General features: G+C 68.9%; 29 protein-coding genes. 8 read left to right on the plus strand and 21 right to left on the minus strand.

What is annotated here, in order from left to right:
* Positions 1-69 precede the first annotated feature (69 nt).
* The 3 genes from E8A74_RS01710 to E8A74_RS01720 are packed head-to-tail and all read left to right on the plus strand — an operon-like array spanning position 70 to position 2,990.
* Positions 70-1,245, plus strand: coding sequence for an RNA polymerase factor sigma-32 (locus tag E8A74_RS01710; RefSeq protein WP_136927107.1), 1,176 nt, complete (start codon positions 70-72; stop codon positions 1,243-1,245).
* A gap of 3 nt (positions 1,246-1,248) precedes the next feature.
* Positions 1,249-2,109 (plus strand): 16S rRNA (cytidine(1402)-2'-O)-methyltransferase, encoded by an 861-nt coding sequence (gene rsmI, locus E8A74_RS01715; protein ID WP_136927108.1) that lies wholly within the window; start codon positions 1,249-1,251, stop codon positions 2,107-2,109.
* Positions 2,106-2,990 (plus strand): alpha/beta fold hydrolase, encoded by an 885-nt coding sequence (locus tag E8A74_RS01720; RefSeq protein WP_136927109.1) that lies wholly within the window; start codon positions 2,106-2,108, stop codon positions 2,988-2,990. Before rsmI ends, E8A74_RS01720 begins: the two co-directional genes overlap by 4 nt.
* 7 nt (positions 2,991-2,997) lie before the next feature.
* On the opposite strand, the gene E8A74_RS01725 is transcribed toward E8A74_RS01720, so the two are convergent.
* From E8A74_RS01725 to dapA, 12 genes are all read right to left on the minus strand, one after another.
* A complete protein-coding gene (locus E8A74_RS01725) occupies positions 2,998-3,267 on the minus strand; it encodes a hypothetical protein (protein ID WP_136927110.1) in 270 nt (89 codons plus the stop codon).
* A 54-nt stretch (positions 3,268-3,321) separates the two neighbouring features.
* Positions 3,322-4,407, minus strand: coding sequence for a ribosome small subunit-dependent GTPase A (gene rsgA, locus E8A74_RS01730; RefSeq protein ID WP_136927111.1), 1,086 nt, complete (start codon positions 4,405-4,407; stop codon positions 3,322-3,324).
* Positions 4,408-4,459: 52 nt separating this feature from the next.
* Positions 4,460-6,544, minus strand: a complete 2,085-nt coding sequence (glyS, locus tag E8A74_RS01735; protein WP_136927112.1) for a glycine--tRNA ligase subunit beta — start codon at positions 6,542-6,544, stop codon at positions 4,460-4,462.
* Positions 6,545-6,637: 93 nt separating this feature from the next.
* Positions 6,638-7,063, minus strand: a complete 426-nt coding sequence (locus E8A74_RS01740) for a hypothetical protein (RefSeq protein ID WP_136927113.1) — start codon at positions 7,061-7,063, stop codon at positions 6,638-6,640.
* Between the two features lie 3 nt (positions 7,064-7,066).
* On the minus strand, positions 7,067-7,744 hold the full coding sequence (locus E8A74_RS01745; RefSeq protein WP_136927114.1) for a hypothetical protein: 678 nt from the start codon (positions 7,742-7,744) through the stop codon (positions 7,067-7,069).
* A gap of 60 nt (positions 7,745-7,804) precedes the next feature.
* Positions 7,805-8,440 (minus strand): hypothetical protein, encoded by a 636-nt coding sequence (locus tag E8A74_RS01750; RefSeq protein ID WP_136927115.1) that lies wholly within the window; start codon positions 8,438-8,440, stop codon positions 7,805-7,807.
* A gap of 95 nt (positions 8,441-8,535) precedes the next feature.
* Positions 8,536-9,378, minus strand: coding sequence for a hypothetical protein (locus tag E8A74_RS01755; RefSeq protein ID WP_136927116.1), 843 nt, complete (start codon positions 9,376-9,378; stop codon positions 8,536-8,538).
* A gap of 68 nt (positions 9,379-9,446) precedes the next feature.
* Positions 9,447-10,226 carry a tetratricopeptide repeat protein gene (locus E8A74_RS01760; protein WP_170228774.1) on the minus strand — a complete coding sequence of 260 codons (780 nt, stop codon included), beginning with the start codon at positions 10,224-10,226 and terminating at the stop codon, positions 9,447-9,449.
* A complete protein-coding gene (locus tag E8A74_RS01765; RefSeq protein ID WP_136927118.1) occupies positions 10,196-11,023 on the minus strand; it encodes a hypothetical protein in 828 nt (275 codons plus the stop codon). Before E8A74_RS01765 ends, E8A74_RS01760 begins: the two co-directional genes overlap by 31 nt.
* Before the next feature lie 258 nt (positions 11,024-11,281).
* Positions 11,282-12,409 (minus strand): hypothetical protein, encoded by a 1,128-nt coding sequence (locus tag E8A74_RS01770; RefSeq protein WP_136927119.1) that lies wholly within the window; start codon positions 12,407-12,409, stop codon positions 11,282-11,284.
* 137 nt (positions 12,410-12,546) lie between these two features.
* Positions 12,547-13,296 carry a 4-hydroxy-tetrahydrodipicolinate reductase gene (gene dapB, locus E8A74_RS01775; protein WP_136927192.1) on the minus strand — a complete coding sequence of 250 codons (750 nt, stop codon included), beginning with the start codon at positions 13,294-13,296 and terminating at the stop codon, positions 12,547-12,549.
* Positions 13,297-13,325: 29 nt separating this feature from the next.
* Positions 13,326-14,237 (minus strand): 4-hydroxy-tetrahydrodipicolinate synthase, encoded by a 912-nt coding sequence (dapA, locus tag E8A74_RS01780; RefSeq protein ID WP_136927120.1) that lies wholly within the window; start codon positions 14,235-14,237, stop codon positions 13,326-13,328.
* Positions 14,238-14,450: 213 nt separating this feature from the next.
* Here dapA and E8A74_RS01785 point away from each other — a divergent pair, with 213 nt between their 5' ends.
* The 3 genes from E8A74_RS01785 (at position 14,451) to E8A74_RS01795 (ending at position 16,313) form a co-directional block, all read left to right on the plus strand.
* Positions 14,451-14,687 (plus strand): hypothetical protein, encoded by a 237-nt coding sequence (locus E8A74_RS01785; RefSeq protein ID WP_232379325.1) that lies wholly within the window; start codon positions 14,451-14,453, stop codon positions 14,685-14,687.
* A gap of 129 nt (positions 14,688-14,816) precedes the next feature.
* On the plus strand, positions 14,817-15,419 hold the full coding sequence (locus tag E8A74_RS01790) for a hypothetical protein (protein ID WP_136927122.1): 603 nt from the start codon (positions 14,817-14,819) through the stop codon (positions 15,417-15,419).
* Between the two features lie 105 nt (positions 15,420-15,524).
* Positions 15,525-16,313 carry an RMD1 family protein gene (locus tag E8A74_RS01795; protein ID WP_136927123.1) on the plus strand — a complete coding sequence of 263 codons (789 nt, stop codon included), beginning with the start codon at positions 15,525-15,527 and terminating at the stop codon, positions 16,311-16,313.
* On the opposite strand, the gene E8A74_RS01800 is transcribed toward E8A74_RS01795, so the two are convergent.
* The 8 genes from E8A74_RS01800 to efp all read right to left on the minus strand — a co-directional run bounded on the left by E8A74_RS01800 (position 16,314) and on the right by efp (position 21,859).
* On the minus strand, positions 16,314-16,781 hold the full coding sequence (locus tag E8A74_RS01800; RefSeq protein ID WP_136927124.1) for a hypothetical protein: 468 nt from the start codon (positions 16,779-16,781) through the stop codon (positions 16,314-16,316). It abuts the gene before it with no gap.
* Positions 16,778-17,086 carry a hypothetical protein gene (locus E8A74_RS01805; protein ID WP_136927125.1) on the minus strand — a complete coding sequence of 103 codons (309 nt, stop codon included), beginning with the start codon at positions 17,084-17,086 and terminating at the stop codon, positions 16,778-16,780. The genes E8A74_RS01800 and E8A74_RS01805 overlap by 4 nt, the downstream gene beginning before the upstream one ends.
* Positions 17,070-18,260 carry a radical SAM/SPASM domain-containing protein gene (locus tag E8A74_RS01810; RefSeq protein WP_136927126.1) on the minus strand — a complete coding sequence of 397 codons (1,191 nt, stop codon included), beginning with the start codon at positions 18,258-18,260 and terminating at the stop codon, positions 17,070-17,072. Before E8A74_RS01810 ends, E8A74_RS01805 begins: the two co-directional genes overlap by 17 nt.
* Positions 18,244-18,540, minus strand: a complete 297-nt coding sequence (locus tag E8A74_RS01815) for a hypothetical protein (RefSeq protein ID WP_136927127.1) — start codon at positions 18,538-18,540, stop codon at positions 18,244-18,246. Before E8A74_RS01815 ends, E8A74_RS01810 begins: the two co-directional genes overlap by 17 nt.
* Positions 18,537-19,550, minus strand: coding sequence for a hypothetical protein (locus E8A74_RS01820; RefSeq protein WP_136927128.1), 1,014 nt, complete (start codon positions 19,548-19,550; stop codon positions 18,537-18,539). The genes E8A74_RS01815 and E8A74_RS01820 overlap by 4 nt, the downstream gene beginning before the upstream one ends.
* Before the next feature lie 106 nt (positions 19,551-19,656).
* Positions 19,657-20,682 (minus strand): hypothetical protein, encoded by a 1,026-nt coding sequence (locus E8A74_RS53745; protein ID WP_211365262.1) that lies wholly within the window; start codon positions 20,680-20,682, stop codon positions 19,657-19,659.
* A gap of 262 nt (positions 20,683-20,944) precedes the next feature.
* Positions 20,945-21,193: a C1orf53 family protein gene (locus E8A74_RS01830; protein ID WP_136927129.1), complete on the minus strand. Its 249-nt coding sequence runs from the start codon at positions 21,191-21,193 to the stop codon at positions 20,945-20,947.
* A gap of 99 nt (positions 21,194-21,292) precedes the next feature.
* Positions 21,293-21,859 (minus strand): elongation factor P, encoded by a 567-nt coding sequence (efp, locus tag E8A74_RS01835; protein WP_136927130.1) that lies wholly within the window; start codon positions 21,857-21,859, stop codon positions 21,293-21,295.
* 104 nt (positions 21,860-21,963) lie between these two features.
* Between efp and E8A74_RS01840 the strand changes: the two genes are divergently transcribed.
* Together E8A74_RS01840 and E8A74_RS01845 are read left to right on the plus strand one after the other, a co-directional pair.
* Complete coding sequence (locus E8A74_RS01840) at positions 21,964-22,824, plus strand: tetratricopeptide repeat protein (RefSeq protein WP_136927131.1); 861 nt, start codon at positions 21,964-21,966, stop codon at positions 22,822-22,824.
* A gap of 585 nt (positions 22,825-23,409) precedes the next feature.
* Positions 23,410-24,300, plus strand: a complete 891-nt coding sequence (locus tag E8A74_RS01845; protein WP_136927132.1) for a hypothetical protein — start codon at positions 23,410-23,412, stop codon at positions 24,298-24,300.
* Positions 24,301-24,306: 6 nt separating this feature from the next.
* On the opposite strand, the gene E8A74_RS01850 is transcribed toward E8A74_RS01845, so the two are convergent.
* On the minus strand, positions 24,307-25,674 hold the full coding sequence (locus E8A74_RS01850) for an alpha/beta hydrolase (protein ID WP_136927133.1): 1,368 nt from the start codon (positions 25,672-25,674) through the stop codon (positions 24,307-24,309).
* Positions 25,675-25,735: the final 61 nt, after the last annotated feature.

Consider the following 25,735-nt stretch of genomic DNA (forward strand, 5'->3'; position numbering starts at 1 on the left):
CATGCCGCGAACCACAGGTGGCGCGCCGCCGCCCACGTGTACTAAGAAAATGCCCGCAAGAGGTACTGGGTGGCCACCAAGAAGACCGAGCCGGGTAAAAAGACGACGAACGCCTCGGCGGGCGGGGCGACCAAGCGAGGCAAGCGGAGCGACGCATCCGCCGCGGCGAAAGCCGAACGCGAAGCCTCCGCCACGAGCGCCGAGCCGGCCGATGGCGCCGATGGCGCCGATGGCGCGGGGGACGACGAGGATCGCGCGGCCGAGCCCGAGGGCGCGGACGGCGAGGTGGTCGAGGCCGACTTCGAGATCGTCGACGACGATGCGGATGCGGGTTCGTTCGGCAAGATGCCCCTCGTGGAGCGCAAGGGCTCGCAGAAGAGCGACGCCGCGCTCTCGCGCACCGATCCGCTCCAGGCCTACCTGCGCGAGGTGCAACGCCATCCGCTGCTCACGCCCGAGGACGAGCAGAAGCTCACGCGGCACTACGCCGAGACGCAGGACGTGAAGACGGCCGCGCGCCTCGTGACGGCGAACCTCCGGCTCGTGGTGAAGCTCGCGTACGAGTATCGCCGCGCCTACAAGAACATCATGGACCTGATCCAGGAGGGCAACATCGGCCTGATGCAGGCCGTGAAGCGCTACGATCCGTATCGCGGCGTGAAGCTCTCCTCGTACGCGGCGTGGTGGATCCGCGCGTACATCCTCCGCTTCATCCTGAACAACTGGCGGCTCGTGAAGCTCGGGACGACGCAGGCCCAGCGCAAGCTCTTCTTCAACCTGAACAAAGAGAAGGCGCGGCTCTCGGCGATGGGCATCGAGCCCACGGCCGGCGAAATCGCGCGGCGGCTCTCCGTGGACGAGAGCGAGGTCGTCGACATGGATCGGCGCCTGTCGAGCGGCGAGGCTTCGCTCGACGCGCCTGTCGGCGACAGCGAAGGTCGCTCCGTGTCGCGGATCGATCTCATGCCCTCGTACACGACGGGCCCGGACGCCGCGTTCGAGTCGCAGGAGATGGCCGAGATGGTGCGCGAGCGTCTTGCGAAGTTCCGCGAGACGTTGAAGGGCAAGGACGTCATCATCTTCGACAAACGCATGGCCGCCGAGGATCCGCTCACGCTCCAGGAGCTCGGCGATGAGTTCGGCATCTCGCGCGAGCGCGTGCGGCAGCTCGAAGCGCGGCTGACCACGAAGCTACGCGAGTACCTGCGCGAGGAGCTCGGCGACGCTGTCGGCGGCGCGAGTTAGGCCGTGAGCGGCGCGCCCGAGCGAGGGGTGCTCTCCGTGGTGGCCACGCCGATCGGCCACCTCGGTGATCTGTCGCCACGTGCGGCGGAGACGCTCCGCAATGCGGCCCGCGTGGCCGCCGAGGATACGCGCAGGACGCGCGGGCTGCTCACGCACCTCGGCATCACGGGCAAGCCGATCGACAGGCTCGACGCGCATGCCTCGGCGCACGACGTGGCGCGCGTGGTCGAGCGATTGCTGGCGGGGGAAGACGTCGCGCTCGTGACGGATGCGGGCACGCCCGTCGTGAGTGATCCGGGCACGGACCTCGTGCGCGCGGCGGCCGAGGCCGGCGTGCGTGTCGTGCCGATCCCGGGCCCGAGCGCGGTGATGGCGGCGCTCTCGGCGTCGGGCCTGTGCACGGGCGCATTTCGGTTCCTCGGCTTTTTGCCGCGCAAGGGGCCCGAGCGGCGCGACGCGCTCGAGCTCGTGCGCGCGACGCCCGAGTCGGTCGTGCTCTTCGAGTCGCCGGAGCGCACAGCCGAGACGCTCGCCGATCTCGCGACGAGCCTGCCGAACCGGTCCGGCGCGGTCGCGCGCGAGCTGACGAAGATGCACGAGGAGATCCTGCGTGGCCCGCTCCCCGAGCTTGCGCGTATCGCTGCCGCGCGCGAGACGCTCGGCGAGGTGACGATCGTGATCGGGCCGGGCGAGGCGCCGAAAGGCCCGCTCGTCGGCGAGGAAGAACTCGATCGGCTCATCGACGAGCACCTCGCGCGCGGTCGTCGGCCGAAGGACATCGCCGACGAGCTCGCGCTCGTGTCAGGCCGTCCGCGGCGCGAGCTCTATACGCGTGTGCTCGCGCGGAAGAGGGACGAGCGGTGACGGACATCCACGCGGTGGTGTCACGGCCGGGCCCGGTCGAGGCCGCGATCCTCGCGTCGCTCGGCGATTCGTTTGAGGTCAAGCGAAGGGCCCTGCCGCCGGTGACGTTGCGGACGCTGGAAGGCGGGCAAGGCGCGCCGGTGCTCTTCCTGCACGGGCGAGGGGATGCGGGGACGATCTGGGCGCCGGCGCTCGTGGAGGTCGCGCGCTCGCATCGCGTGATCGCCGTGGATTTGCCCGGGTTCGGTCACTCGTCGTCGCTGCCGTTTCGCGGCGAGGATCGCGACGCGGCAGCGCGTTTTTTCGTCGAGCCCATCGCCGCGCTCGTGCGTGAGCTCGGCCTCGCGGAGGCGTCGCTCGTCGGGCACTCGCTCGGCGGGCTCGTCGCGCTGGAGCTCGTGCTCGGCGGGCATGTGCGGCCGCCGAAGCTCGCGCTCGTCGCTTCGATGGGGCTTGGTCCCTTTGCGAGCCTGCGGTCGCGCGCGCTCTTTCGCCTCGGGCCGGAGCGCATCGCGCGGACCCTCGGCGCCCTGGCGTTGCCGCGTGCCGCGCAGGGAGATGCGTGGAGCGAACGCCTCGCGCGCCTCGAAGTCGAGCTCTTCTCCGTGCTCGGCGGCAAGGCGCCGCCGGTGCGGGCGTTCGATGCGCTCTTGCCGATCGTCGGCCCTGCGTACGAACGATCGTCGGAGCTCCAACGGATCGACGCCGACACGCTCCTCGTGTGGGGCGAGCGTGATCCGTTCTTGCCCGCGCCGATCGCGATCGGCGCCGCGGCCGCGATGCCACACGCGCGGCTCGTGATGTTGCCGGGGCTCGGGCACACGCCGCACATCGAAGGCGCGGCGCGTGTCACCGACTTGCTTTCGTCGTTCCTCGCGTAGGAGCGCTTCAGGCGAGGTTGACGTCGACCTCGTGGAAGCCCGCGACGTGATCGTGGGCTTCGATCTGACGGCGGACCCAGGGCGCGTCGCGGCGGGCGACGATGATGATGTTCACCTCCTGGCCGGGCTTCGCCGTGATTCCGGACGTGGAGAAGCCCATCTTGCCGGCGTCGTCGAGCGACATCACGACGGCCTGCGTATCACGCTTGGTCTCTTCCGAGAGGAGCGTATCGGCGTCTGCGCCCTTCACCATGTGCACCACGAAGGCAACGTGCATGGGCGGTATGGTCGCCTCGATCGTGGGGCGAGCGCAAGGGGCAGCGAATGCGGGTCAGCCGCGCTTTTTCTGGAGGTGCGCCCGCAATGCGCGCGCCTGCACGCGGTTTTTGCGAATCTCCTCGGTACGCGCCCGCGGGTCCGAGGCCATTTCGAGCCGATCGCCTTCTTTTTGAAGATTCTTGTAACTCGCGAGCCGATCGGCCGAGAGCGCGCCCTCCGCGACGGCTTTCTGCACGGCGCATCCAGGCTCTTTTTCGTGACGGCAATCGCTGAAGCGGCAATGGGCCGCGAGAGCCGCGACGTCGTCGAAGGCCTCGTCGAGCCCCGAACCCGTGTCCCAGAGGCCGATCTCGCGCATGCCCGGCGTGTCGATCACGATGCCACCCGTCGGGAGCACCACGAGCTCGCGCCGCACGGTCGTGTGGCGGCCCTTGTCGTCGTCGTCGCGGACCGGCGAGGTGGCGAGGCGATCCTCGCCGAGCAAGCGATTGATCAGCGTGGATTTGCCGACGCCGGAGGAGCCGAGCAGCACGCCGGTCGTGTTGTCGCGCAGGTAGCCGTGCACGATCTCGATGCCCTCGCCCGTCAGCGAGCTCGACGCATGAATGGGCACGCCGCGCGCAATCGCCGCGGCCGCTTCGAGCGCAGGGCCGGGATCGACGAGGTCGGCTTTGCTCAGGAGGATGACGGGCTCGGCGCCGCTTTCGCGGGCGAGCGCGAGGTAACGCTCGAGCCTTCGCGGGCTGAAGTCGCGGTTGAGCGAGCTCACGAGGAAGACGTGATCGACGTTGGCCGCGACGACCTGCGGCTTCTTGTCGAGGCCCGCCGCGCGCCGAACGAAGGCCGTGCGACGCGGCAAGATCGCCTGGATGACGGCGCGTCCTTCGGTGTCCGGCGTCTCGTCGAGGACGACCCAATCGCCGACGGCCGGCATGTCGAGCGCGCTCTCGGCTTCATGCCGCAGCCGGCCCGTGATGACGGCCCAGCGCTCGCTCGTCCCGTCGTGCACGCGGTAGGCGCCCCGGTGCTCGGTGACGACGCGGGCAGGCAGCCGCGGGGCCGCATGCTCCGCGGCGTGCGCGGTGAAATGGCCGGCGAAAGAGGGGGTGAATCCGAGTCGGACGAGGTCGGGGTTCATGCGGGAGGTGTCGCTGCCCCGAGACCTTAGCAGAGGAGAGGACAGCCTTCCGTCAGGCTTCTTTCCGTTCGCCGAGCAGCTCCAGCCGCGCGATCGTCGCGCACGTCTCGCTGATGGCCCGCATGAGGCGCAGGCGATTCTCGCGGACGGGCAGGTCGTCCGTCATGACGAACACGTCGAGGAAGTAGCGGTGAAGCAGCGGCGCGAAGCTCGCGACCTCGCGCAGCGCGCCCGCATAATCGCCCACGCGGCGCAGATCGACGAGCTTGGCCGCGAGCAACTGGTAGCCGTCGTGAACGGCCTTCTCGCTCGCATGATCCTCGGCCCGCGGCGGGGTCGGCGTGCCGGCCGACGCGCCGCTCGCGATGTTGGTGGCGCGCTTGAAGACCTCGCCGACCCGCGCACGCGTGTCCGCGTCGAGGCCCGCGAGCGCCGTCGCCCGCGCCCGCGCGTCGAGCGGTCGATCCGAAGCAACGGGCAACGCCGCCGCGACCGCGTCGCTCGGCAGCTTCGCTTCGAGCAGGCCGCGCAGGCGCTCGGTGAAGAAGTCGCCGAGTTTGTCGCCGAGCTCGCCGGGCCCGAGGTCGAGCGAGACGCCGCCGTAGCCGTCGTACGCCGCGCGGAACGCGTCCGAGAGGCGCAGGTCGAACCCACGATCGAGCACGGTGCGCAGGATGCCGAGGCACGCGCGCCGCAGGCCGTAGGGATCGGCCGCGCCCGTCGGCGTGAGGCCGATGGCGAAGCAGCCGACGATGGTGTCGAGCCGATCCGCGATCGACACGAGCGCGCCCGCGTCCGACGGCGGCGTCGCTTCCTGCGCGCCCTTCGGCTGGTAATGCTCGCGGATCACGTCGGCGACCTCGGGGCTCGTGCCTTGCGCGAGCGCGTAGGAGCGCCCCATCTCGCCTTCGAGCTCGGGGAACTCGCCGACCATGAGCGAGACGAGGTCACACTTCGCGATGTGCGCGCCGCTCACCGCGGCCATGATCGTAGGCTCGGGGAGCTGGAGCAAAAGGCCGAGCTCACGCGCGAGCCGCTCGACGCGCTCGGCCTTGCCGAGCATCGTGCCGAGCCGCTTCTGGAAGACGATGCCGGCGAGCTTCGTGCGCCGCTCGGCGAGGGGCACCTTGACGTCTTCGCGATAGAAGAAGCGCGCGTCCGAGAGCCGCGCCCGCATCACGCTGTCGTTGCCGCGCCGGATGTTCCCCGGGTTCTCGGCGGTGTTCACGACCGAGAGGTACTTCGGCAGGAGCTTGCCATCCTGCCCTCGCAGGCCGAAGTACCGCTGGTGGCCCTTGGCGACCGCGAGGATCACGCGCTCGGGCAGCTCCAGGAACTCGTCGCCGTAGCCGCCCACGATCACGTGCGGCTCCTCGACGAGCGAGAGGTTCTCCTCGATGAGGAAGTCGTCCTCGATGAGCGTGCCGCCCGCCGACTTCGCGGCTTCGAGCAGGCGTTCGCGCATCCTCCGCGCGCGCTCTTCGGGATCGACGAGCACGTGCGCGGTGCGGAGCGCGTCCACGTATGCGCCGGCCGAGCCGATCGAGATCATGCCCGGCGCGAGGAAGCGGTGGCCGTAGGTGACGCGCCCGCTCTTCACGCCGGCGACCTCGACGTCGAGCACGTCCTCGCCGAAGAGCGCGATGATCCAGTGGATCGGCCTGCCGAACGCGAAGTCCCCCGCGCCCCAGCGCATCGATTTGCGGAAGGGGATCGACGTCGCGATCTGCGCGAGGGCCTCGGGCAGGAGCGCGGCGGCGGCCTTGCCGGCTTCGCGCCGCGTGCCGACGAGGTACTCGCCTTTCGGCGTCTCGACGCGGCGCAGATCGGCCACGGCGCCGCCGATCTTCGACGCGAACGCCTCGGCCGCCTTCGTGGGCACGCCGTCCTTGAACGCGGCTTTGACGGGCGGACCCGTGACCTCTTCTTCGAGATCCGGCTGGCGCTCGGCGACGCCGGAGACGAGCACGGCGAGCCTGCGCGGCGTGCCGAGCGCGTGGATCGCGCCGTGCACGAGGCGCAGATCCGAGAGGCGTTTCTTCAGGAGATCGGGGAGCGCGCGGAGCGCGGCGTCGACGAACGAAGCGGGCAGCTCCTCGCAGCCGATTTCGAGCAGGAGGTCGCGGGTCTGGGACATGGGGCGCGCAAGGTAGCGCAAACGGGCGGCTTGGGGCAGGGGAAGCGTGGGGGACGGTGGGGCGTGGGTGGGTACGTCCCAGGCGCGAGGTGCCTAGTCCTCCAGACGCGCGAGCCTGCCCTCGGCGTTCAGCGCGCAGGTCGCCGTCAAGGCGCCCGAGAGCGTCGCCGTCAACTCGAGCTTCACCCGCAGCGACGTGTCGGTCAGCGTGAGGGTACCGCTTTTGATGGTCAGGCTTCGTGTCGTCCCGTCGATCGTCTCGGCGGGGCAACTGGCTTGACGCACCTGCGCGACATCCCCCTCCACGTCGGCGATGACCGTGGCGCCGCACGCGGCGTCCCACGCCACGGTATCGCCATTGTCGTACAAGGTCAGTTCGAGGGTCTCTTCCGTTTCGGGGACGGACGAACCATCGGAGCAATGGCCGCTCTGCGAGAGGTCCCCGACGAAGGTGCCATTCCAATCGGGACCGCAGGCGACGAGACACAGGGCCAGGATCGAAGTTGCAAGCGTTTTCATGGATCACCCCTCGCTCGTGGCGCCCTTCTTCTTTCGCGGCTTCGCGAATCGGCTGAAGTACGACTCCACCCGCGCGGCGTCGTTCGGAAACTTCTTCGTCAGGTCCGCGTGCAGCTTGATTCGCTCCTCCACCCAGCGGCGCTTCACGTCCGCGATCGTCTTCTCTTTCAAGAACGCGAGCTCTTCCTCGACCTTCGTGCACGCGGCGTCCGCGGCCTCGACGGCCTCCACGGCGCCGAGGAGCCGGGCGGAGTATTCGCCGTGGAGCGGCGTGAAGCCGGGCTTGTCCTTGTCCTCGTCGAGGGCCTTGAGGAGGGCGCGGACCCTCTTGGGCTCGACCTCGCGCGCGTCGGCCTCCGTCACGGAGCGGAGACCTTCGGGGAAATATCGACGATAACGCGGGTCGTCCCGGTTCTTGTTGCAGAGGTCGAAGAGGCGCAGGTCGAAGGAGCGGACGAGCCGATCGACGACGCGGTCGCAGCCGGAGATCACGGCCTCGTGCACCTGGACCTGCTCCTCCAGGTCCTCTTGCTCGCGATGTTTGGTCTTCAGCTCGGCGTGGACGGCCGCGAAGCCGGCCTCCATCCCTTGCGTCTCGGCGTCCGCGCGGATGGCGGAGAGGGTGAAGGCGCCGCGCGTGCGGTACTGGTCGGTGGGGGTGTCCTCACGAGGGTTGTCCATCCGTGCAGAGTACGTCCGCCCACGACGCGAGGGCAAGACCGTTGGTGTGCTCGGTGTGGTTCACGGCTCACCTTCGCTGGTTCCGCCGCCGTGTTTTGCTTTCCACTCCCGCTCCCTCTTCGAAGGCATGTCTCGGGTCATCTCCGCGAGCGCGAGCATGCTCTCGCCGAGCGAATCCCGGACGGGCATCTCGACGGCAAAGTCCTCCGCTCCCGCCTCCGCGACGCGCCGCCATTTCTCGTCGACCGGCTGGCCCACCTTCTCGGAGAGCTCGACCAGCCTGGGCAGGTGAGAGGGGATGCTCGCTGCATACAGCGGATCCTGATGGCCGAACGCCTCTTCGTACACCGAGAGGGCCTCCCGGTCCCTCCCGAGCGCCTGCAAGATGGTCGCTTTGATCATGCCGACGAACCATCGATCCGTGACGTTCTCGAAGCCGAGCTGCGCCCAGGCTTCGGCCGCCTCCAGCGCCTCTTCGTACCGGCCAGCCTCATCAAGGATGAACGTACGCCCCATGGCGATGTTTCGAGCCAGCCATCCCGTATGATCGCGATGGCGGTTCGCTTCCCAGAGGGCATCCAGGCAAGCGAAGGCCTCCTCGTACTGCCCACGCTCCACCAAATCGAGCCTGTGCAGGAGTTGATCCTCGGACGCGTCCTGCACGGCCCAGCGGTCGAGGCACCTTGCACAGAGCATCCCATGAAAGTTTCCGCGCGTGTACCTCTGGATGGCGGGATCTTTTTCGCAAATTGTGCAGAGTTGGGGCATATCCGCGGGTGATTGCATGATATTCACTCCTGTGGAAGATCAGGTGGAATATATCCAGGCGGCGGACACTTCCGCATGGGCCAAGCTCCGCCATCGTTCAAGCAGGCGATATTGCACGCCTCGCATTGCTTTTTGTCCCCGAATACCCGGCGGTTCCACCACGGTTGGTATGGATCGTTGATGCACTCGACCAGCCGGTCAGCGCACTTTTCCCGCACCTTCTTCGGCCACCTCTTGATCGCCTCGACCACCTCCTCCTTCGGCTCGTCCTCCGCCAACACCACAGCCGCGATGACCACGACGACCACGACGATGACAATCGTCACCCCCCCGGGGCCCGCGACGACCACCTCGGCCAACTTCACGAGTTCGGGCAGCACCGTGACGTTCGCCAGCACGCCTCGCGCGGGCAGGTGGCTGCCGTAGGAGACCAGCTCGGTCCTATCCGTCGAGAACCCCGCGTCCGCCATCGTCCGCAGCGCATTCATCATGCACCGTTCGAGCCCGGCGTCGTCGAGCCGCGGGCCCTTGGGCGCCACCGCCTGCACCCGGTCGTCCGTGAGCTCGACCTTGAAACCGATCTCGTACGCCTGGCGCCGAAGCCGCCCGGTACCCTCTTCCGCGCACGCTTGCAATGCACGGACCGTACGCGCAGGGAGCGAACCCTGCGTCCGCTCGGGCGCGACCGCATGTTCCTCGCTCGACCCGCACCCCATCGGCGCCACGCACACAGCTACGCATGTAGCCAGGAGCGCTGCCCACGCAAACCGCCCACCGCTCGCCCGCTCGCGCCGGAAGGCGGAGAGGGCGAACGCGCCGCGCGTGCGGTATGGGTCCGTGGGCGCGTCCTCCCGAGGGTCGTCCATCCGTGCAGAGTACGTTGGCTCGCTTTTTCAGTGCAAGGCTCCGCACGTCGCGGCCCGCTCGGCATGGTTCACGGTTTGTCTTCGCCGGTTCCACCGCCGTGGGTTGCTTCCCACTCCCGCTGCCTCTTCGACGGCATTTCTCGGGTCATCTCCGCGAGCGCGAGCATGCTCTCGCCGAGCGAATCCCGGACGGGCATCTCGACGGCAAAGTCCTCCGCTCCCGCCTCCGCGACGCGCCGCCATTTCTCGTCGACCGGCTGGCCGACGGCGTCTGAAAAATCGACCAGCCAATGCAGGTAATAGGGAATGGCCGAGGCATACCGCGGATCCTGATGGCTGAACGCCTCCTCGAAGATCGCCAGGGCTTCCTGAGGCCTCCCGAGCGCTTGCACGATTTGTGCTTTTGCGCTCCCGTGGAACCATCGATCCGTGACGTTATCAAAGGGGAACCGCCCCCACGCATCACACGCCTCGTCGGCCTCTGCGTAACGGCCCGCCTCGAACAGGACCGAGGATCGATCTCGGGTGATGCTTCGAGCCAGCCACTGGTCGTGATCGCGGTGGCGGTTCGCCTCCAGGAAGGCACCGATACCCGCGAGCACTTCCTCGTATCGCTCCTCGTCCTCCAACACCAGGAAATGGAGCCATGCGTGCTCGTAGGCATCTTGCACCTGCAGCCGGTCGAGGCAGGTCGCGCACACCCTTTTGGTAGACTTGGGCTGGATGTAAAGTTCGGTCGCGGGCTTCTTCCGGCAAAACCAGCAGAGCGGATGGGGTTCGTCGACGGACGGCATGTCGTCTCCCTCCTGCATCGGATTCAGTTCGGTTTCCAACCCGGCGGCGGACATTTGTAGTTTGGCCATTGGCCCTTGTCCTTTTTGCACTCGTCAAAACATGAACGACAGTCCTTCTTTTCTCCGAACATTTCCTGGTTCCAATCCGGCTGATATTGATTTCCGAGACACTCGTCGAACCGGGGCTGGCACTTTTCCAGGACCTTCCTGGGCCACCTCTTGATCGCCTCGACCACCTCCTCCTGCGGCTTGTCCTCCGACAACACGACGGCCGCGATGACCACGACGACCACGACCACGACGATCGTCACCCCCCCGGGGCCCGCGACGACCACCTCGGCCAGCTTGACGATCTCGGGTAGAACCGTGACGTTCGCCAGCACGCCTCGCGCGGGCAGGTGGCCGCCGTAGGAGACCAGCTCGGTCCTATCCGTCGAGAACCCCGCGTCCGCCATCGTCCGCAGCGCATTCATCATGCACCGTTCGAGCCCGGCGTCGTCGAGCCGCGGGCCCTTGGGCGCCACCGCCTGCACCCGGTCGTCCGTGAGCTCGACCTTGAAACCGATCTCGTACGCCTGGCGCCGAAGCCGCCCGGTACCCTCTTCCGCGCACGCTTGCAATGCACGGACCGTACGCGCAGGGAGCGAACCCTGCGTCCGCTCGGGCGCGACCGCATGTTCCTCGCTCGACCCGCACCCCATCGGCGCCACGCACACAGCTACGCATGTAGCCAGGAGCGCTGCCCACGCAAACCGCCCACCGCTCGCCCGCTCGCGCCGGAAGGCGGAGAGGGCGAACGCGCCGCGCGTGCGGTATGGGTCCGTGGGCGCGTCCTCCCGAGGGTCGTCCATCCGTGCAGAGTACGTTGGCTCGCTTCTTCAGTGCAAGGCTCCGCACGTCGAGGACGGCGCAGAGGGGCCTTGGAAGCTTCCGCGTCGTGCAGGGACGTGTACCGAGGGCCGTTCGTGTCGTCCGCGGCGTGCAGGGACGTGCACCGAGGGCCGTTCGTGTCGTCCGCGGCGTGCGGGGAGTGTGCTCGAAGGCCGTTCGAGCCGTCCGCGTCGTGCGGAGATGAGCACCGAGGGGCGTTCGTGTCGTCCGCGGGCCGCTCAGAGCAGATTCGCCGCCGCGAGCGAGAACATCGGGCCGTCCGCGCCGGTCGCGCCGCTCTGGCTCTCCAGGCCTTTGACGAAAAGCGTCCCGGTACCGACCGCCACCGGGTACTTGTAGACGACGCTGTTGTCACGCGCGTCGAGCAAGAGCGGCGTCGTGGTTTCGTTTTCGAGGTCGTAGGCGAAGAGCCCGAAGTTGCCCTCGTAGACGATCTTGTTCTTGAATTTGCACCACGTCATGTCGTGGCCCGGGTGATGCGCCTCGACGAACGTCTTGTTCATCGAATAGCTGGCCTTGATCTTCTCCGTGATGTTCTCGCGCGTGTCCGAGGCCTTGTCGTAGCGGAAGAACTCACGGTCCTGCGAGTAGACGGCCCCGCCGGGATAAAAATCCGCGCCGCCGACGCGCTTGTCGTTCTGCACCCATTTCGCCTTCATGTCGGTGAGCTCCGCGAGCCAGAGGCGGCCCCCTTCGCTGAACATGAGCGTCGTACCGTTGACGGCGAAGTTGGTGAATTCGCCCATCACGTTGGGCGCGATGAGGTCGTCGAGCGCGAGCACGTCCGTCGGGTTCGCCTGACCGGGTGTCCACTTTTGAAGGACGTACTTGCCGGTGTCGCCGTGGATCACCGTGACGTAGAGATCGTCGCCCGTCACCGAATAGGCCCACCATTTCTGGCCGAAGGGCGGCGCGGGCAGGACGAGCTTGCCGCGTGCCATTTCGGGGGTGCCGGCGGCATAGGTGTTCGCGCCGTCGAGCTCGTTCATCGAGGCGACCATGGTGCTCGACGCCGCGAAATTGATGTTGTCCACCGGGTTCGGGCTCGAGACGCCCGTGAGGTAGGGCTTGAAGGTATAATCGGTGCGTTGCTTCTTGCTGTCGTCGAAGCTGCGGAGGAGCGGGTTTCCGCTCCCGACCTCGACCCAGTAGAGGGTATTGCCGGTGGCGAAGAAGTCCTGCGCCGGCGTCTCGATGAAGACGTCGCGTCTCCCTTCGAGCTCCTCGCGCAGGGCCTCGAACTCGGCGAGGTCCTCCTCCTGCGTTTGCTCCTCACCGCCATTGGCTCCGCAGCCGGCGAGGAAGAAGGCCGTGAGGCAAGCGGCGACCGTTCGAAGACCGTTCATGAGAGCTCCTTTGTCGGGGGCAGAGGATAGGAAATTCGCCCGCAGCATCAAGGCATTGTTCACCCCGGAGGGGATGAACAATGTCCGAGCACGAGCCAAGGGAGGGAGGGCTCTCGTGGAAGGGGGCGCGACGCCGGTTACCCGAGCACGTCGGCCATCGAATACCGGCCCGCCGGTTTTCCGAACAGATAGCGCGCCGCGCGCAAGGCCCCGCGGGCAAACAGGTCCCGGTTCGTCGCCCGGTGCGTCAATTCGAGCCGCTCGCCCGGGCCGAGGAGGTGCACCGTGTGATCGCCGATCACGTCGCCGCCCCGCACCGCAAAGACGCCGATTTCATCCGCCGCGCGGGGCCCCACGTTGCCCTCGCGCCCCGTGACCGTGCGCAATCCTTTTCGGGCGTCGCGCGCCGCGTCCGCGAGCCGCGTCGCCGTGCCGCTCGGCGAATCCACCTTCGCCTTGTGGTGCGTCTCGACGATCTCCACGTCGAACCCGAGGCCGAGCCGGCGCACCGCTTCGGCCACGATCTCGGCGAGCACCTGCACGCCGAGGCTCGTGTTCGGCGCCCAGAGCACGGGGATCGTCGCGGACGCCTCGTCGAGCTTCTTTTCGGTGTCCGCGTCGAGCCGCGTCGTTCCGCTCACGACCGCGACGTTCTTCCGCCGCGCCACCGTGAGCACGCGCGAGAGCGCCTCGGGGCGCGAGAAATCGATCACCACGTCCGCCCCGAGGAGCGCCGAGGCCACGTCGTCGCCGATCGCCACGCCGAGGATGCCCGCGCCGGCCACTTCGCCCACGTCCCGCCCGAGGTGGGGGGATTGCGGGGAGGCAAGGGCCCCGACGATCGAAAAACCCTCCTGCGCGGCGAGGCGCACGATGCTTTGCCCCATGCGCCCCGTGGCGCCCGCGATCGCGAGCTTCACGACGCGGCCTTCGGGAAGCTCGCGTCGAGCTGCGCGAGCGCCTCGGCCACCTTGCGTTGCGTGGCGTCGCTCGCCGGCAAAAGCGGCTGCCGCACCGCGGGCGTCATGCGGCCCATCGCCGCGAGCGCCGCCTTCGCAGGCGCCGGGTTGGGTTCGAGGAACATCGTGTTGTGCAGCTCGACGAGCGCGAAATGGCAGGCCCGCGCCCGCGCGAAATCGTTCGCCTGGAGCGCGCGCGTCACCTCGCTGACCTCGCGCGGTCGCACGTTCGACGTGACGCTGATGACCCCGCTCGCGCCCACGGCGCCGAACGCCAGCGTGAGCGCGTCGTCGCCCGAGAGGACCGTGAGCCTGTCGCCGAGCTTGCGCTTGAGCTCCTGGCAACGGAGCACGTTGCCCGTCGCGTCCTTCAACGCGACCACGTTCGGCGCGCGCTCGCAGATCTGCGCCGTCGTCTCCGCCGAGAGGTCCACCACGCAGCGGCCCGGGATGTTGTAGAGGACGATCGGGGCGGGGACCGCGCGCGCGATCGAGAGGACGTGCTCGCGCATGCCGTCCTGCGAGGGCTTGTTGTAGTACGGCATCACGACCATGACGGCGTCGGCGCCCGCCGCGAGCGCCGCCTTCGACGCGCTGATCGTCTTCTTCGTGGAGAACGATCCCGTCCCGGCCACGACGGGCACGCGTCCCTTCGCGACCTCGACGACACGCTTGATCACGAGGACCTGCTCTTCGTCCGAGAGCGTCGGCGATTCGCCCGTGGTGCCACAAGGCACGAGGCCCGAGACGCCCCCCGCGATCTGCGCCTCGACGAGCGCGTCGAGCGCGACGAGATCAACAGCGTCGCCATCCGTGGTGAACGGCGTGACGAGCGCGGTAAACGTGCCTGAGAACGTGAGGGTTTGCATCTGCGCGCGACCTTGGATGCCTTCGCGAGGCACGTCAAGTTTCCGCGGCCCCGGCCGCACGTCGTGATGAGGACGGACGGAGGAACGCGGAGAAATACGGGCAGGGAAGCGGATGCTGCGCCGGATCGCGCGCCGGATCGAGCACGCAAGGGGCGCGGACGCGACCTTGCCAAGGGCAACACAAGGACCCACGTTCCGACCATGCAGTCGCTGATGGACAAAGCTCTGATGGGATATGTCGAGCTCCAGGTGGGCTCGCTGAAGGTCGAGATCCCGATCCGCGCGGCTGGGGAGGCTTCCTCGGCAGAGCCGGCTGCGAGGTTCGAGATGGAAGGCGACGCGTGCGCGATCGTCGTGCGAGGGGACGCGACGTCGAAGCAGGTCGAGCGCGCGATGCAGCGGGCCGCCCGCGAGGCCGTGCGTCAGCTCTCGCGGAAGCTGCTGAACTAACGAGGCAGCACGAGCATTTCGAATACCATGCTAGGCTCGCGCACCGGATGAGCTAGCTGCCCGGCCTCCGGCGGACGGGCGCGGGAGAGCATGGCTTTGGGTCGAACGGCACGAACGGGAGTGGGGTCTTTGCCCCACGGTCGGACCAGGATCGGCACGTGGGTGACGGCGGCGGCGCTCGGCGTCGCGACGCTCACGGGACAGCCGAGCAAAGCCGCGGCCGAGCCGGTCGTCGGCACGGCAAAGGGGATCGTGGGCGGCGCCCTGCTCGGCGGCGAGATCGTCGCGATCGGGATGGGCGCGTTCGGCGTGAGCAAGGGCTGGCCGTACCTCGTGTTCCCCCCGCTCGCCGCAGTCGGCGGCGGGATCGGCGGTTACTTCATCGAGCAGGCGGCGCCGCCGGCCGAGGTGCCGCTCTACATGCTGGCAGGCGGCATGGCGCTCGTGATCCCGACGATCATCGTCACGTTGAACGCCACGCTCTACAAGGCGCCGGAGAGCTACCCGAACGAGCCTGTGCAGAACCAGCCGGCGGGGGAGCCGGCCTTGCCGCGGACGAGCAAGCGTCCGGTGCACGTGCCGATGTCGTTTGTGGACGTGCACGAAGGGCGGCTCGCGCTCGGCGTGCCCGCGGTGGAGATTCGCCCGGTGTACACGCAGGAAGAGATGGCGAAGTTCGGGGTCGCGCAGGCGCGCGAGGTGAAAATCCCGGTCTTTCAGGCGAGCTTTTGAGAACGACAGAGCGCCCGGGGCGTGCCGCGGAGGCACGTTGCGCGGGCGCTCCCGGGCGGGGACACTGAGGCAGGCGGGCACGCGCGGCGCGGGCCCGAAACCGCCATGTCCCGCATCTATCCGGTCGAAGCCTACTCGTATGCGTCGCGCTTCAACCTGCGCGAGGTCGAGGCCTGGTTGCCGCCCGACCGCGGCATGCGCTCGACGAAGACGCAGCTCATCGTGTCGCTCGACGGCGATCGGCTCGCCTACCTCTTCGACTTCGGGGCGATCGTGTTCGTGAACGTCCCCGACGCCGAGCGCGAGGGCATCGTCGAGACGTTCAACAACAAGCTCCAGCAAGAGCCGCATCCGCCGCTGCGCGAGAGCTTCCTCATCGAGGTGCGTCCCGGCTCCGCCATGGAGGTCGGCTTCGATCGGGTGGTCGTGCCGGACATCGCCGCGACGACCATGGACGTCATCGCCACCGTGATCGCGCAGTCCGTGGCGATCGACTACTACGACGAGGACGTGCAGGCGATCCTGGATCGCGTGGGCGCCGTGGCCGGCGAGGTCGCTCGGCAAGGGCGACCGCTCGGCAGGACACGCGATTTCGTGCGGTTCGTGGGCACGGCGATGGCCTCGCAGGTCGAGATCATCTCGGCGATCTCGCTGCTCGACAAACCCGACCTCACCTGGGAGAACGAGGCCGCCGATCGCCTGCACGACAAGCTGCGGCACACGCTCGAGATCCAGGAGCGCTACAAGGCGCTGGAGTTCAAGCTGTCGACGATCCGCGAGAGCCTGGGGACGCTGATCGAGTTCAGCCAGACGCGCCGCATGCTCTTCCTCGAAGGCTCGATCGTGGCGCTCATCGTGTTCGAGATCCTGCTCAGCTTGTTGAAGCTGAACTGATCAGAACCGAGCGCGCATGGCGACGAGGGTGCCGATCACGCACGCGGCGAGCGCGAAGATCGCAGCGGCCACGTACCCGAGGCGCGCGGCGCGGCAGAAGGCGCGCGAGGAAGCGTCGTGGCGCGCGGGGTCGGCCGCGAGGAGGGCCAGGAGCGCGAGGCAGGCAAAGACGAGCGCGCCGAAGGAGAGGTGCAGCTTGCGCTCGAAGAGCCAGCCGAGCGCGCGCGAGGCGAGGAAGAGGCGCTGGCGGAGGTGGACGCGGTACGGGAGATCGAGGAAGGCGCCCGTCGCGAAGGAGGCCACGACGAGGGAGGTCGTCGCCGCGGATGCGAGGCGGATCCAGCGCGCGAGCGGCGCGTCCTTGCGGAGGCGTACGAGGGCGACGGCGAGCGCGACGAGGGCGAGGGCCGAGATCCAGGCGACGACGGCGTGGACGAGCGCGACGCGGCGGAGGAGCTCGGACGTCATGGGACGAGCGCTCCCTGGAGGGCCAGCGCGATCGCGGCGGCAAAGGTGAAACGCACGAGCCAGACGGCGGCGGCCTCGATCGATCGGGAGGCGAGCGCGTGGCCGCCGAAGACCGCCGCGCCGCCGGCATACGCGGCGAGGAGCGCGCGCCACACGAAGCGGCTGCGATCCGACCAGACGACGATCGCCGGATCGGGCTCGGGGAACCACCGGGACTCGATCAGCCGAAGCACGACGTAGGCGAGCGCCGCCCCCGCGAAGCCGAACGCGAGCGCCACGAAGAGCCGTCTACGCGTCGCCGGCACGTGCGCGCTCCTCTGCGCTTTGCGTCCGCGCGTGATGGGCGCGGACACGCGGGCACTCCGGATCCGGGCCGAGCGCGCCGCCGAGGTGCGTCGCGACCACGCGGCATCCGCCCCGGCACACCGAGCGGATCTCGCAGGACCGGCAAGGCTCGGCGTCGTGCGGCGCGCGCCAGGCTTCGAGCGTCGTGTCCGTCGCCCACGCCGCGCGCGCGCCGCCTTGCCACGCGTCCTCGGCCCGCGCGTCCGCGGCCGGCGCGAAGCTGCACGGCGCGAGCGCTCCGTCGATCCGCACGGCCGCGAGGTAACGCCCCGCCTCGCAGCCGAGCACGCCGAACCGCGCGAGCGCCGCCGCGTCCCGCACGTGGCCCGAGAGGAGCGGCACGAGCGAGCAGTCGACGCGGATCGCGAGGTTCGTCGTGGCGAAGAGCGCTTCGAGCGTGGGCCCGAGCGCGTCGACCTGCGCCGGCGAGAGCCGCGTCGCCAGGTACGAGACGTCCGCCGCGCGTCCTGCGGGTTTGTACCGAAGGAGCTGAAGCTCGCGCGCGCCGAGCGACGCCGCCCGCCGCGCCGTCTCGGGGAGCGCGTCGAACGTCTTCTGCGTGAGCACCACGTTGATCCCGAACGGCACGCCGGCCTCCGCGAGCAGCCGCATCGCCCGCTCCGCGATGCGCGCGCCTTCCCAGCCGCGCACCTCGCCGTACGCCGCGCCCTCGCCGTCGTAGCTCACGTTCACCTGCGCGAAGCTCGCGAGCTCCTGCGCCCGCTCGTTCGTCATGCCGATGCCACTCGTGGTGAGCACGGGGACGAGCCCGAGGCGCCGGGCGGCGCGGCCGAGCTCGCCGAGGTCGGGCCTCGTGAGCGGCTCGCCGCCTCCGAACGCCACCGTGAACACGCCCGCCGCCGCGAGCGCCGCGAGCCGCGCCGTGATCACCTCGAACGGCGGGCTCTCGCCGTCGGGCCGCGCGTCGAGGTAACACCCCTTGCACCCGGCCCCGCATCGCGACGTGACCGCCACGTGTGCTTCGAGGGGCCTCGCTCGGCGCGCCGTCTCCGCGTCTCGCCAGACCACGCCGCCCGCGAGCCCGAGCCGCTCGGCCGCGCTGCGATCGATCGCCACGAGCGTGCCGTCGTCGAGCCGCACCCACGCGCCGAACGGTTCAACGCGCGCCCGCATCGCCTCCCTCGTCGTGTTTCCCGTCGCGCTCGCCGCGCGCCTTGTCCTTGCGCTCCTCCGCGTCGCCCCCGAACGCCGCCGCGATCCCCGCCATCACCACGCCCGCGGTGACGGCCGAGAGAAACAAGAGATCGAGCGCGCTCCCCACCGACGAGCAGTTCGCCCCGGGGCCCCTGCGCACCACGAGGATCTCGTCCGCCGCGATCGGCCCCGGCCCGATCTCCACGGCGCCCTCCGGATCACGGCGCGCCTCGTCCCCGTCGTCCCGCTCGTCTCTCACAACCCGAAGCTCTCCAGGTAGCCCGCGTTCGCGCCTTCGAGCGACAGGAACGCCGCAGCGAGCACGCCGATCATGCACACGACCGCGCGACCGATCCGCGCGGCCGTGCGCCCGTCCCGCGACCCGAGCCGCCACGCCCGCGCCACGATGTCCACGCCGAGCACGCCAAACCCGAGCCACAAGAACGGCCGCACGTCGCCCTCGCCGTGATGCCGGACCAGGATCGCCGCCGCGCCCCCGAGGTAAAGCGCGAAGGCCACCGACGAAGGGCGGATCACGGCGCGCACGATCGCCTCGGGATCACGCCCCGGCTTCCGGAAGAGACGCACGATCGACAGCGCGCCGATGAGCCCGAGCGCGCCGAGCACGCCCGACGCGACCCGCGCGATCTTGGCGCGACGCACGAGCCGCCCGATCTCGGCGTACAAGCTCGGAACGAGGTCCGGAGCCTGCGACACCGCGCGGTAGGCCGCCGCGAGATCCCCCCGTTCACGCTCGAGCGCCGCGAGCTCGTTCAGCGCGAGCGCGCGCGTGAGCTTGTCGGCTGCGGGATCCGCGATCGCCTCGCCGAGCGCGGCTGCGGCCCGGTTCGGATCGTCGAAGCGATGCCAGAACGCCTCGGCCACGATGAGCCGTGCCTCGGCGCGCACGCGGCCGGGCGGGAAGGTCGCGGCGTCGCGCGCGAGGGCTTCGATCGTGGCGCGGTCCGGGCTCGGCGTCCTGCGCACGGCTTCGAGGCGCGCGAGGGGCGCGAAGTCCCCTTCGGCGTGGGCGCGAAGATCGGCGGCGCGCGTGCGGGCCATCCGGGCGAACGGCGCGGAGGGATCGATCGCCAGGACCGCCTCGTACCCCGCGAGCGCCTCGCCGAACCTGAGCTCGGCGGCGGCTCGTTCGGCTTGCTCGTACGTCGCCTTGGCCCTCGCGCGCTCGTCCGGTGCGGCCGGCTCGGCGGAGGCCACGGAGGCGAGCCCGAGCACGACGGCGAGCACCCCCGCGCGGAGCGTCATCACCACGGCAGCCTAGCGCGGTTCGTGCTGCTGGAAAAACGCATCGGCCTCCGAACGCGCGAGGCGCCCGGAGGCCGATCCTTCGATCAGAGCGGGTTCTCCCGACGAATCAGGGCATGCCGCCCATGCCGCCCATGCCGCCCATGCCGCCCGTGGCCGCGCCGCCGGCACCACCGGCGCCGCCGGCACCACCCCGGCCGCCCATGCCGCCCATGCCGCCCATGCCGCCCGCGCCACCGGCACCACCGGCACCGCCCATGCCGCCCGAGCCGCCCATGCCGCCCATGCCGCCCGAGCCGCCCATGCCGCCCTGGCCGCCTGCGCCACCCATGCCGCCCATGCCGCCCTGGCCGCTGCTACCGACCTGGCCGATGCAGAGGCCGGCGTCGCCGGGGACATCCACCGACGTGTCGCACGTCGCGCCGTTGCCGCCGCAGTCCTCGTCGGTGCAGCAGTACCGCGCGCACTTGCCGCCGCTGCACGTCTTGCCATTCTCGCAGTACGGACCGCTATTGCCGTCGCAGTCACCGCAGAGCGTGGCCGTGTTGGGGGCCGGCCAGCACTGGTAGCCGCCGCCGCTGTTGATGTCGCAGGCCTCGCCCGCGGCCGTGTTGCAGGGCTCGTTCGTGATGGGGTTGCACTTGAACGTCGCGTCGAGCTTGATGCAGGACCCGCCCGAGGGGGCCGCGGCCGGCGGGTTGCACGTCCAGTCCGGCGGAGGCGGGAAGCACTCCGTCTGGCAGGACGTCTCCAGACACATGAACAGGTTGTCGTAGTACTTCGGGTCCATCTCCTCGCACGAGGCGTTGTCGCCCGTGAGACAGTCGAAGCAACCTGCGGCGCACTCGCTGTTGGCGCACTCGGCGAGCTGATCACAGCATTTCGCCTCGATGCACGTGCCGCACTCGTTCGGGTTGAGCAGGCCGCTGCAGGTCGGGTCGAAGCTCGGGTCGCACATCCCGCCCGACGACGAGCTCTGCGCGACCGAGCTCGACGAGCTCGACGACACCGAAGAGCCCGCGCCGCCCATGCCCCCGCTCCCGCCGGTGTTGCCCCCGGGGTTCGTCTCGACAGTACAGGCCCACATGGACAGGGCACCAAAGCCCGCCATCACGAGGAATCCGATCGATCGCATCCGAAAAGCTCCTACTTCACCGACAACGGACGTCGCCGGGTCACGAGAGACCTGGGGGTTGGCCGCGAGTGCGGGCCGGGCAAACGCGTGGTCGGCAGACGACCCGAGCGTGCGCCACTCGTTCGCCTATAGCCGAACTCGTGATGGGAGCGAAGCAGATGTCGCCGGAATTCGCTGTTTTTCGGGGGACGAAGCGTTGCAACAGGGCCAAACCGCCGTGCGGCGTGTCGCGTCCTGGACGGGAAACCCGAAAAACGCGGACCTAAGGTTTGGTTTCTCCCTTGTCCGCGGCGCCCTCGGGCGTGCACGCGAGGCACTCGAGGCCCTGGATCTCCACCGAGACCTTCTGCGCCACGCCGAGCCCGTAAGGGCAGTGCCTGCACTTCGAGTGGCAGCAGTAGCCGCGCTTCAGGTGGTAGACCGACGTGAAGACGACCTTCTGGGCTTCCTTGTAGAAGTCCACGCCTTCGAGGAGCTGGCTGAACTTGGGGAGTGCTTTCGACAAAGCCACCGCCTCACGGATCCACGTCGCTCGTTCGATCAAAGCACGAACGACGACGCTGCGGTAGCTCTGTCGAAAGCCCGGTCTCTTCCGCGGGGAAGGACCTTTTCAGCGGTTCACACGCTCGAGGTACTTGCCGCCCTCGGTGTCGACCTTGACCCACTCGCCTTCCTTGACGAAGAGCGGGACGTTGATGATCGCGCCGGTCGAGAGCGTGGCGGGCTTGGTGGCGCCGCTCGCGGTGTCGCCCTTCACGCCCGGCTCGCAGGTCGTGATCTGGAGGACGACGCTCGGCGGAATTTCGATGCCGATCGGCTGCTCGTTGAAGAGCGTGACGTCGACGTTCATGCCGTCGGAGAGCCACTGGGCATCCTCGCCGATCTTGTCGCCGGGGACGTTGATCTGCTCGCCCGTGTTCTGGTCCATGAACACGAAGTCGGAGCCTTCCGGGTAGATGTACTGGTACGTGCGCGTCTCGACGTTCGCCGGCTCGAGCTTCTCGCCGGACTTGAACGTCCGCTCCAGCACGTTGCCGTTTGCCATGTTCTTCAGCTTCACCCGGGTGAAGGCCTGACCTTTGCCAGGCTTAACGAACTGGAACTCGATGACGGAGAAGGGATCCTTGCTCCCATCGAGCATCATCTTGAGGCCTTTACGGATGTCGCTCGTGTCCATGCGGGGCGCTTCCTGGTAGCTTGACTTGGGCGCCCCCCTTAGCACAGGCATGGGGGTGACGCACAAGGGGCGAGGCGACGACCCCACCCTGCCTACGCAAGATCATGGATCAATTCGACGACGAGTTACGGGAGATCAAGCGTGAGATCGTCGAGTCCCGCGGGCTCATCATCAAGACGAACAACCTCACGAACGCCCTGGCGGCCGACCTCAAGACGATCTCCAAGCGTCAGCTCGGCTTCGAGCGGCGGGCGTTCTGGAACAGCGCCAGCGCCAACTTGCTCTTCGTCCTGGTCGTGATCGGCGTGGTGAAGCTCGCCTGGGATGCGCGCATCGACTCGGTGCAAGCCGAGACCAAGCAGGCGCAGGACAAGATCCTGAAGCTCGACACCGACGTGAAGGAGATGCAGCGGCGCGCGGACGACCGGACGCGGGCGGAGTCGGCGGCGGCGGCCTTTTACGAGCTCGTACGAGCGGGCCGGCGGCAGGAGATCATCGACGGCTTCGAGGCGCTGCGGAAGGAGCCGCTCTCGCGGGCCGAGCTCGCCTTCTTCACGGACGCGGTGGACACGGCGCGGGCCGAGCTCGGCATCAAGAGCTACCAGCTCGGGCTCGATCACTTGCGCACGGGCCGCTGGCACGAGGCGGCCGTCGCGTTCGAGGACGCGATCCGGATGAAGGAGAACGCGGCGCACACGCCCTCGGCGCGGCTGAACCTCGCGCGCGCCTACCGGAAGCTGAACCGGCAGCGCGACGCGATCCCGATGTTGATGCAGCTCTCCGAGGCCTCGGCGGACAAGGAGATCACCGACGACGCGATGTTCCTGCTCTGCGAGTGCCTCGTCGACATCCAGGCCTGGAACGACGCGAAGACCACGCTGCGCGCCTTCATCCGCCGCTTCCCGGACAGCCCGTTCCTGAACGACGCGCGGATGGAGCTGGCGGACATTTCGCTGAAGCATTGAGGGGAGGACGCCCAGGGGCGCCCAAAAACCCTGCCGGCCGATCGGACCTGGCGTTGGGGCCTCCCCAAAGACCACGCCGGCCACCCGGACCTTGGCGTTGGGGCCTCCCCAAAGACCCTTCCGGCCGATGGGACCTGCATTTGGGGCTTGCCCATGACCGCTCCCAACCGCCCGGACCCGCCTTTGGGGCCTCCCCAAGGATCACGCCGGCCACCCGGACCTGGCGTTGGGGCCTCCCCAAGGACCACGCCGGCCACCCGGACCTGGCTTTGGGGCCTCCCCATGACCGATTCCAACGGACGGGACCTGTCTTTGGGGCGTCCCCATGACCGATCCCGACCGACGGGACCTGTCTTTGGGGCGTCCCCATGACCGATCCCGACCGATCGGACCTGTCTTTGGGGCGTTCCCGCTCCATTTTGGAGCACCCAGCGCTCCGTTTTGGAGCATCTCGCCCGTCCCTTCACGCCGGAACCCGCGCGGTGTGCACCTTGGCCAATCATCCACGCCCGCGCGACCGACTTGCCTTTCCCGAGCGTTTTGGGTCTACCATGTGAGCGCGGGTACCTGCGAAAGAGGAGCGCGATGACGTTGATCGGGCCGTGGCCGAAGAAGTGGAAGGATACGCGGAACGTCACGTTCGACGTGTATCCGACGGCGTATCAGGGCACCTTGAACTACGGCCTGAGCCGGCAGCACGCGCTCGGGGGGATCTTTCCCACCGCCGAATCACTCGCGGCCCGCGCGCGCGGCGAGAGCCCTCGGGACGAGCTGACCCTCGTCGACAAACCGATCCCGAGCGGGGGCTTTGGCAACATCCCGCGGGCGGCGACGGGGGGCATGCAGGCGGCCGGGCTTCAGGCGGTTCGGCTCAACATCGGCGAGACGCTTTATCGGTTCGGCGACGCGGGCGGGCACAAAGGGGGCTGGTGGAGCGGCCGGGAGGGCCTCTTTCGTATCCTCTTGCGCGTGGAGCCCACGCAGCAGGGAATGCCCGGCGTGCGCGGGGGCTCGGAGCTCGGGATCCGCGATTATGCCCGCAAGTACAGCGAGGTCCTCGGCGAGTGGGGGAGCCAGATGAAGTACCTTTATGCGACGCAGCTCCGGGGCGCCGTCATGGCGTTCCGCGGCATGGGCGCCTCGCAAAGGTCCAAGGAGATCACCATGATCGAGGGCGCCGATGGTCGCCCCCACGCGGTGACGTACGAGCACATGTCGGACGACAATCGGCAGATCTTCATCCCGAACGTCTACACGCGCATCGACGGCGCTCCCCCCGGCGAGCCTGCGTTCTTCGCGCCCGTCGTCAAATGGCACCCCGAGGTGCTGGAGCAATGCCTCGTCCCGCTGATACGAACGCGCCTCGGTCGGGGCGAGAAGTACCGCGCGATCATCGGCGATGTGGAAGCCTGGATGATGCGCGGCGACCGAAAAGCGCAATTCGGAGACCTGACGCCTCCCGCGCTCTCGGGGTGAGGACGCTCAAAGCCCCTTGAACAGATCCATCGGCCGGAACACCCGCGCCCGCCACGCCGCCTCGTTGTGCGGCGCTCCCGCCTCCCACCAGTGGTACACGTCCGATTGCAGCGTGTAGCCCACCGAGATCAGGACGTCCCGCATCTGCGCATTCTCGCAGGCGTTGTCCCCGAGCCCGACGTCGTCCTCGATCCCGTCGCCGTCCGTGTCCTTGCACTTGGCCTCATTTTCGGACTGGCCCAGCGCCGGGTCCCCGCCGCCCGAATCGAGGTAGAGCACCGTCGTACGATGGCCGTGTGACTCGTACCGCTCGATCATCGTCTCGTTCGTCGACGTCTCGCCCATCTTGCCCCAGCCCATCGTGCCCGACAGGCTCGCCGCGTACGCGTATTCGCCCGGGAACCGGTCCGCGATGTGGAATGAAATGAGCCCGCCGAGCGACGAGCCCATCGTGCCCACCTTCGGCGGCTCGCCGTAGCGGTCCGCGACGAGCTTGCGGACCGCGCCGTTCACGAAGTCCGCATACGCGTCGCCCTTGCCGCCCCAGGGCTCGACCGTGCCATTTTCGTCGAGATCGATGACGTCGGGCACATGCGTGTACTCGTCCATGCGACCGATGCCCGTGTTGTCGATCCCCACGAGCATCATCCCCGCCGGCGCGCTGTCCAGGAGCCTCCAGCCGCCCCAGGCCGCCTCCGGATCGAACAGGTTTTGCCCGTCGTGCACATAAAGTACGTGCGTCGCCGTGCCCTCCGGCAGCCACACGTTCACCGTGCGCTCCGGCATTTGCGCGTCGCCGATCCGGAAGAAACGATCGAGGTGCGCCGCCGTGGGCGCGACGAGGCTGATTTCCCCGTTGTCGTCGTACGTGTACGAGCGCGCCCACGGGTCGGCCTCCCATAGCGTCTTGTTCGTGAACTTGTAGCGGCTCCCCGCCGCCACGTCTTTCACATGCAGCCAGCGAAAGCCCGCATTGTCGATTTGCATCGGGCTGCCCACCCAGCCGTCATGATCCCCCGCGACGAGGTCCAGGCTCGGGTCCGTCGACACGAAGAGATGCCCGCCCTCCACCCCCACGGGCCATCCGTCGCTCCCGGCGTATTTGTCCATCGTGCCTTCGAGGTCCGCGCGGAGCTCGGCGAGCAGGCCGTCGAGGCTCGTCGCGCTCGAACCGCCTTGCCCCGCGCCGCCCGTCCCGCCCGCGCCGCCGCCGCCCGCGCCTCCGAGGCCGCCGCCGCCTTGCCCGGATCCTCCCGTGCCTCCGCCATTCCCTCCGTCCCCGCAGCCGACGATCAGCGCCGCGAGCGCGACGAGCGTCGGGAACAAGAGCCCCGACCCGCGAACACGATCACCCAAGGAACGAGCGTTCGTCATGACCTACCGCCTCCCGAATCCGCAAACGAAGCGCGGGAGTGTGGACGTGTGGCTCCGCAAA

The sequence above is a fragment of the Polyangium fumosum genome, assembly GCF_005144585.1.
In the GTDB taxonomy this organism is placed as follows: domain Bacteria; phylum Myxococcota_A; class Polyangia; order Polyangiales; family Polyangiaceae; genus Polyangium; species Polyangium fumosum.

Bases quoted from the DNA above. Each gene is read 5' to 3' on its own strand.
- E8A74_RS01845 (WP_136927132.1), top strand. From the start codon at position 23,410: ATGACGTTGATCGGGCCGTGGCCGAAGAAGTGGAAGGATACGCGGAAC.
- E8A74_RS01800 (WP_136927124.1), bottom strand. From the start codon at position 16,781: ATGACGTCCGAGCTCCTCCGCCGCGTCGCGCTCGTCCACGCCGTCGTC.
- E8A74_RS01760 (WP_170228774.1), bottom strand. From the start codon at position 10,226: ATGTCCGCCGCCGGGTTGGAAACCGAACTGAATCCGATGCAGGAGGGA.
- E8A74_RS01850 (WP_136927133.1), bottom strand. From the start codon at position 25,674: ATGACGAACGCTCGTTCCTTGGGTGATCGTGTTCGCGGGTCGGGGCTC.
- E8A74_RS01795 (WP_136927123.1), top strand. From the start codon at position 15,525: ATGTCCCGCATCTATCCGGTCGAAGCCTACTCGTATGCGTCGCGCTTC.
- E8A74_RS01755 (WP_136927116.1), bottom strand. From the start codon at position 9,378: ATGGACGACCCTCGGGAGGACGCGCCCACGGACCCATACCGCACGCGC.
- E8A74_RS01740 (WP_136927113.1), bottom strand. From the start codon at position 7,063: ATGAAAACGCTTGCAACTTCGATCCTGGCCCTGTGTCTCGTCGCCTGC.
- E8A74_RS01745 (WP_136927114.1), bottom strand. From the start codon at position 7,744: ATGGACAACCCTCGTGAGGACACCCCCACCGACCAGTACCGCACGCGC.
- E8A74_RS01810 (WP_136927126.1), bottom strand. From the start codon at position 18,260: ATGCGGGCGCGCGTTGAACCGTTCGGCGCGTGGGTGCGGCTCGACGAC.
- E8A74_RS01840 (WP_136927131.1), top strand. From the start codon at position 21,964: ATGGATCAATTCGACGACGAGTTACGGGAGATCAAGCGTGAGATCGTC.
- efp (WP_136927130.1), bottom strand. From the start codon at position 21,859: ATGGACACGAGCGACATCCGTAAAGGCCTCAAGATGATGCTCGATGGG.
- dapB (WP_136927192.1), bottom strand. From the start codon at position 13,296: ATGGGGCAAAGCATCGTGCGCCTCGCCGCGCAGGAGGGTTTTTCGATC.
- E8A74_RS53745 (WP_211365262.1), bottom strand. From the start codon at position 20,682: ATGCGATCGATCGGATTCCTCGTGATGGCGGGCTTTGGTGCCCTGTCC.
- dapA (WP_136927120.1), bottom strand. From the start codon at position 14,237: ATGCAAACCCTCACGTTCTCAGGCACGTTTACCGCGCTCGTCACGCCG.
- E8A74_RS01725 (WP_136927110.1), bottom strand. From the start codon at position 3,267: ATGCACGTTGCCTTCGTGGTGCACATGGTGAAGGGCGCAGACGCCGAT.
- glyS (WP_136927112.1), bottom strand. From the start codon at position 6,544: ATGTCCCAGACCCGCGACCTCCTGCTCGAAATCGGCTGCGAGGAGCTG.
- E8A74_RS01750 (WP_136927115.1), bottom strand. From the start codon at position 8,440: ATGCTCTGTGCAAGGTGCCTCGACCGCTGGGCCGTGCAGGACGCGTCC.
- E8A74_RS01785 (WP_232379325.1), top strand. From the start codon at position 14,451: ATGGACAAAGCTCTGATGGGATATGTCGAGCTCCAGGTGGGCTCGCTG.
- rsgA (WP_136927111.1), bottom strand. From the start codon at position 4,407: ATGAACCCCGACCTCGTCCGACTCGGATTCACCCCCTCTTTCGCCGGC.
- E8A74_RS01770 (WP_136927119.1), bottom strand. From the start codon at position 12,409: ATGAACGGTCTTCGAACGGTCGCCGCTTGCCTCACGGCCTTCTTCCTC.
- E8A74_RS01765 (WP_136927118.1), bottom strand. From the start codon at position 11,023: ATGGACGACCCTCGGGAGGACGCGCCCACGGACCCATACCGCACGCGC.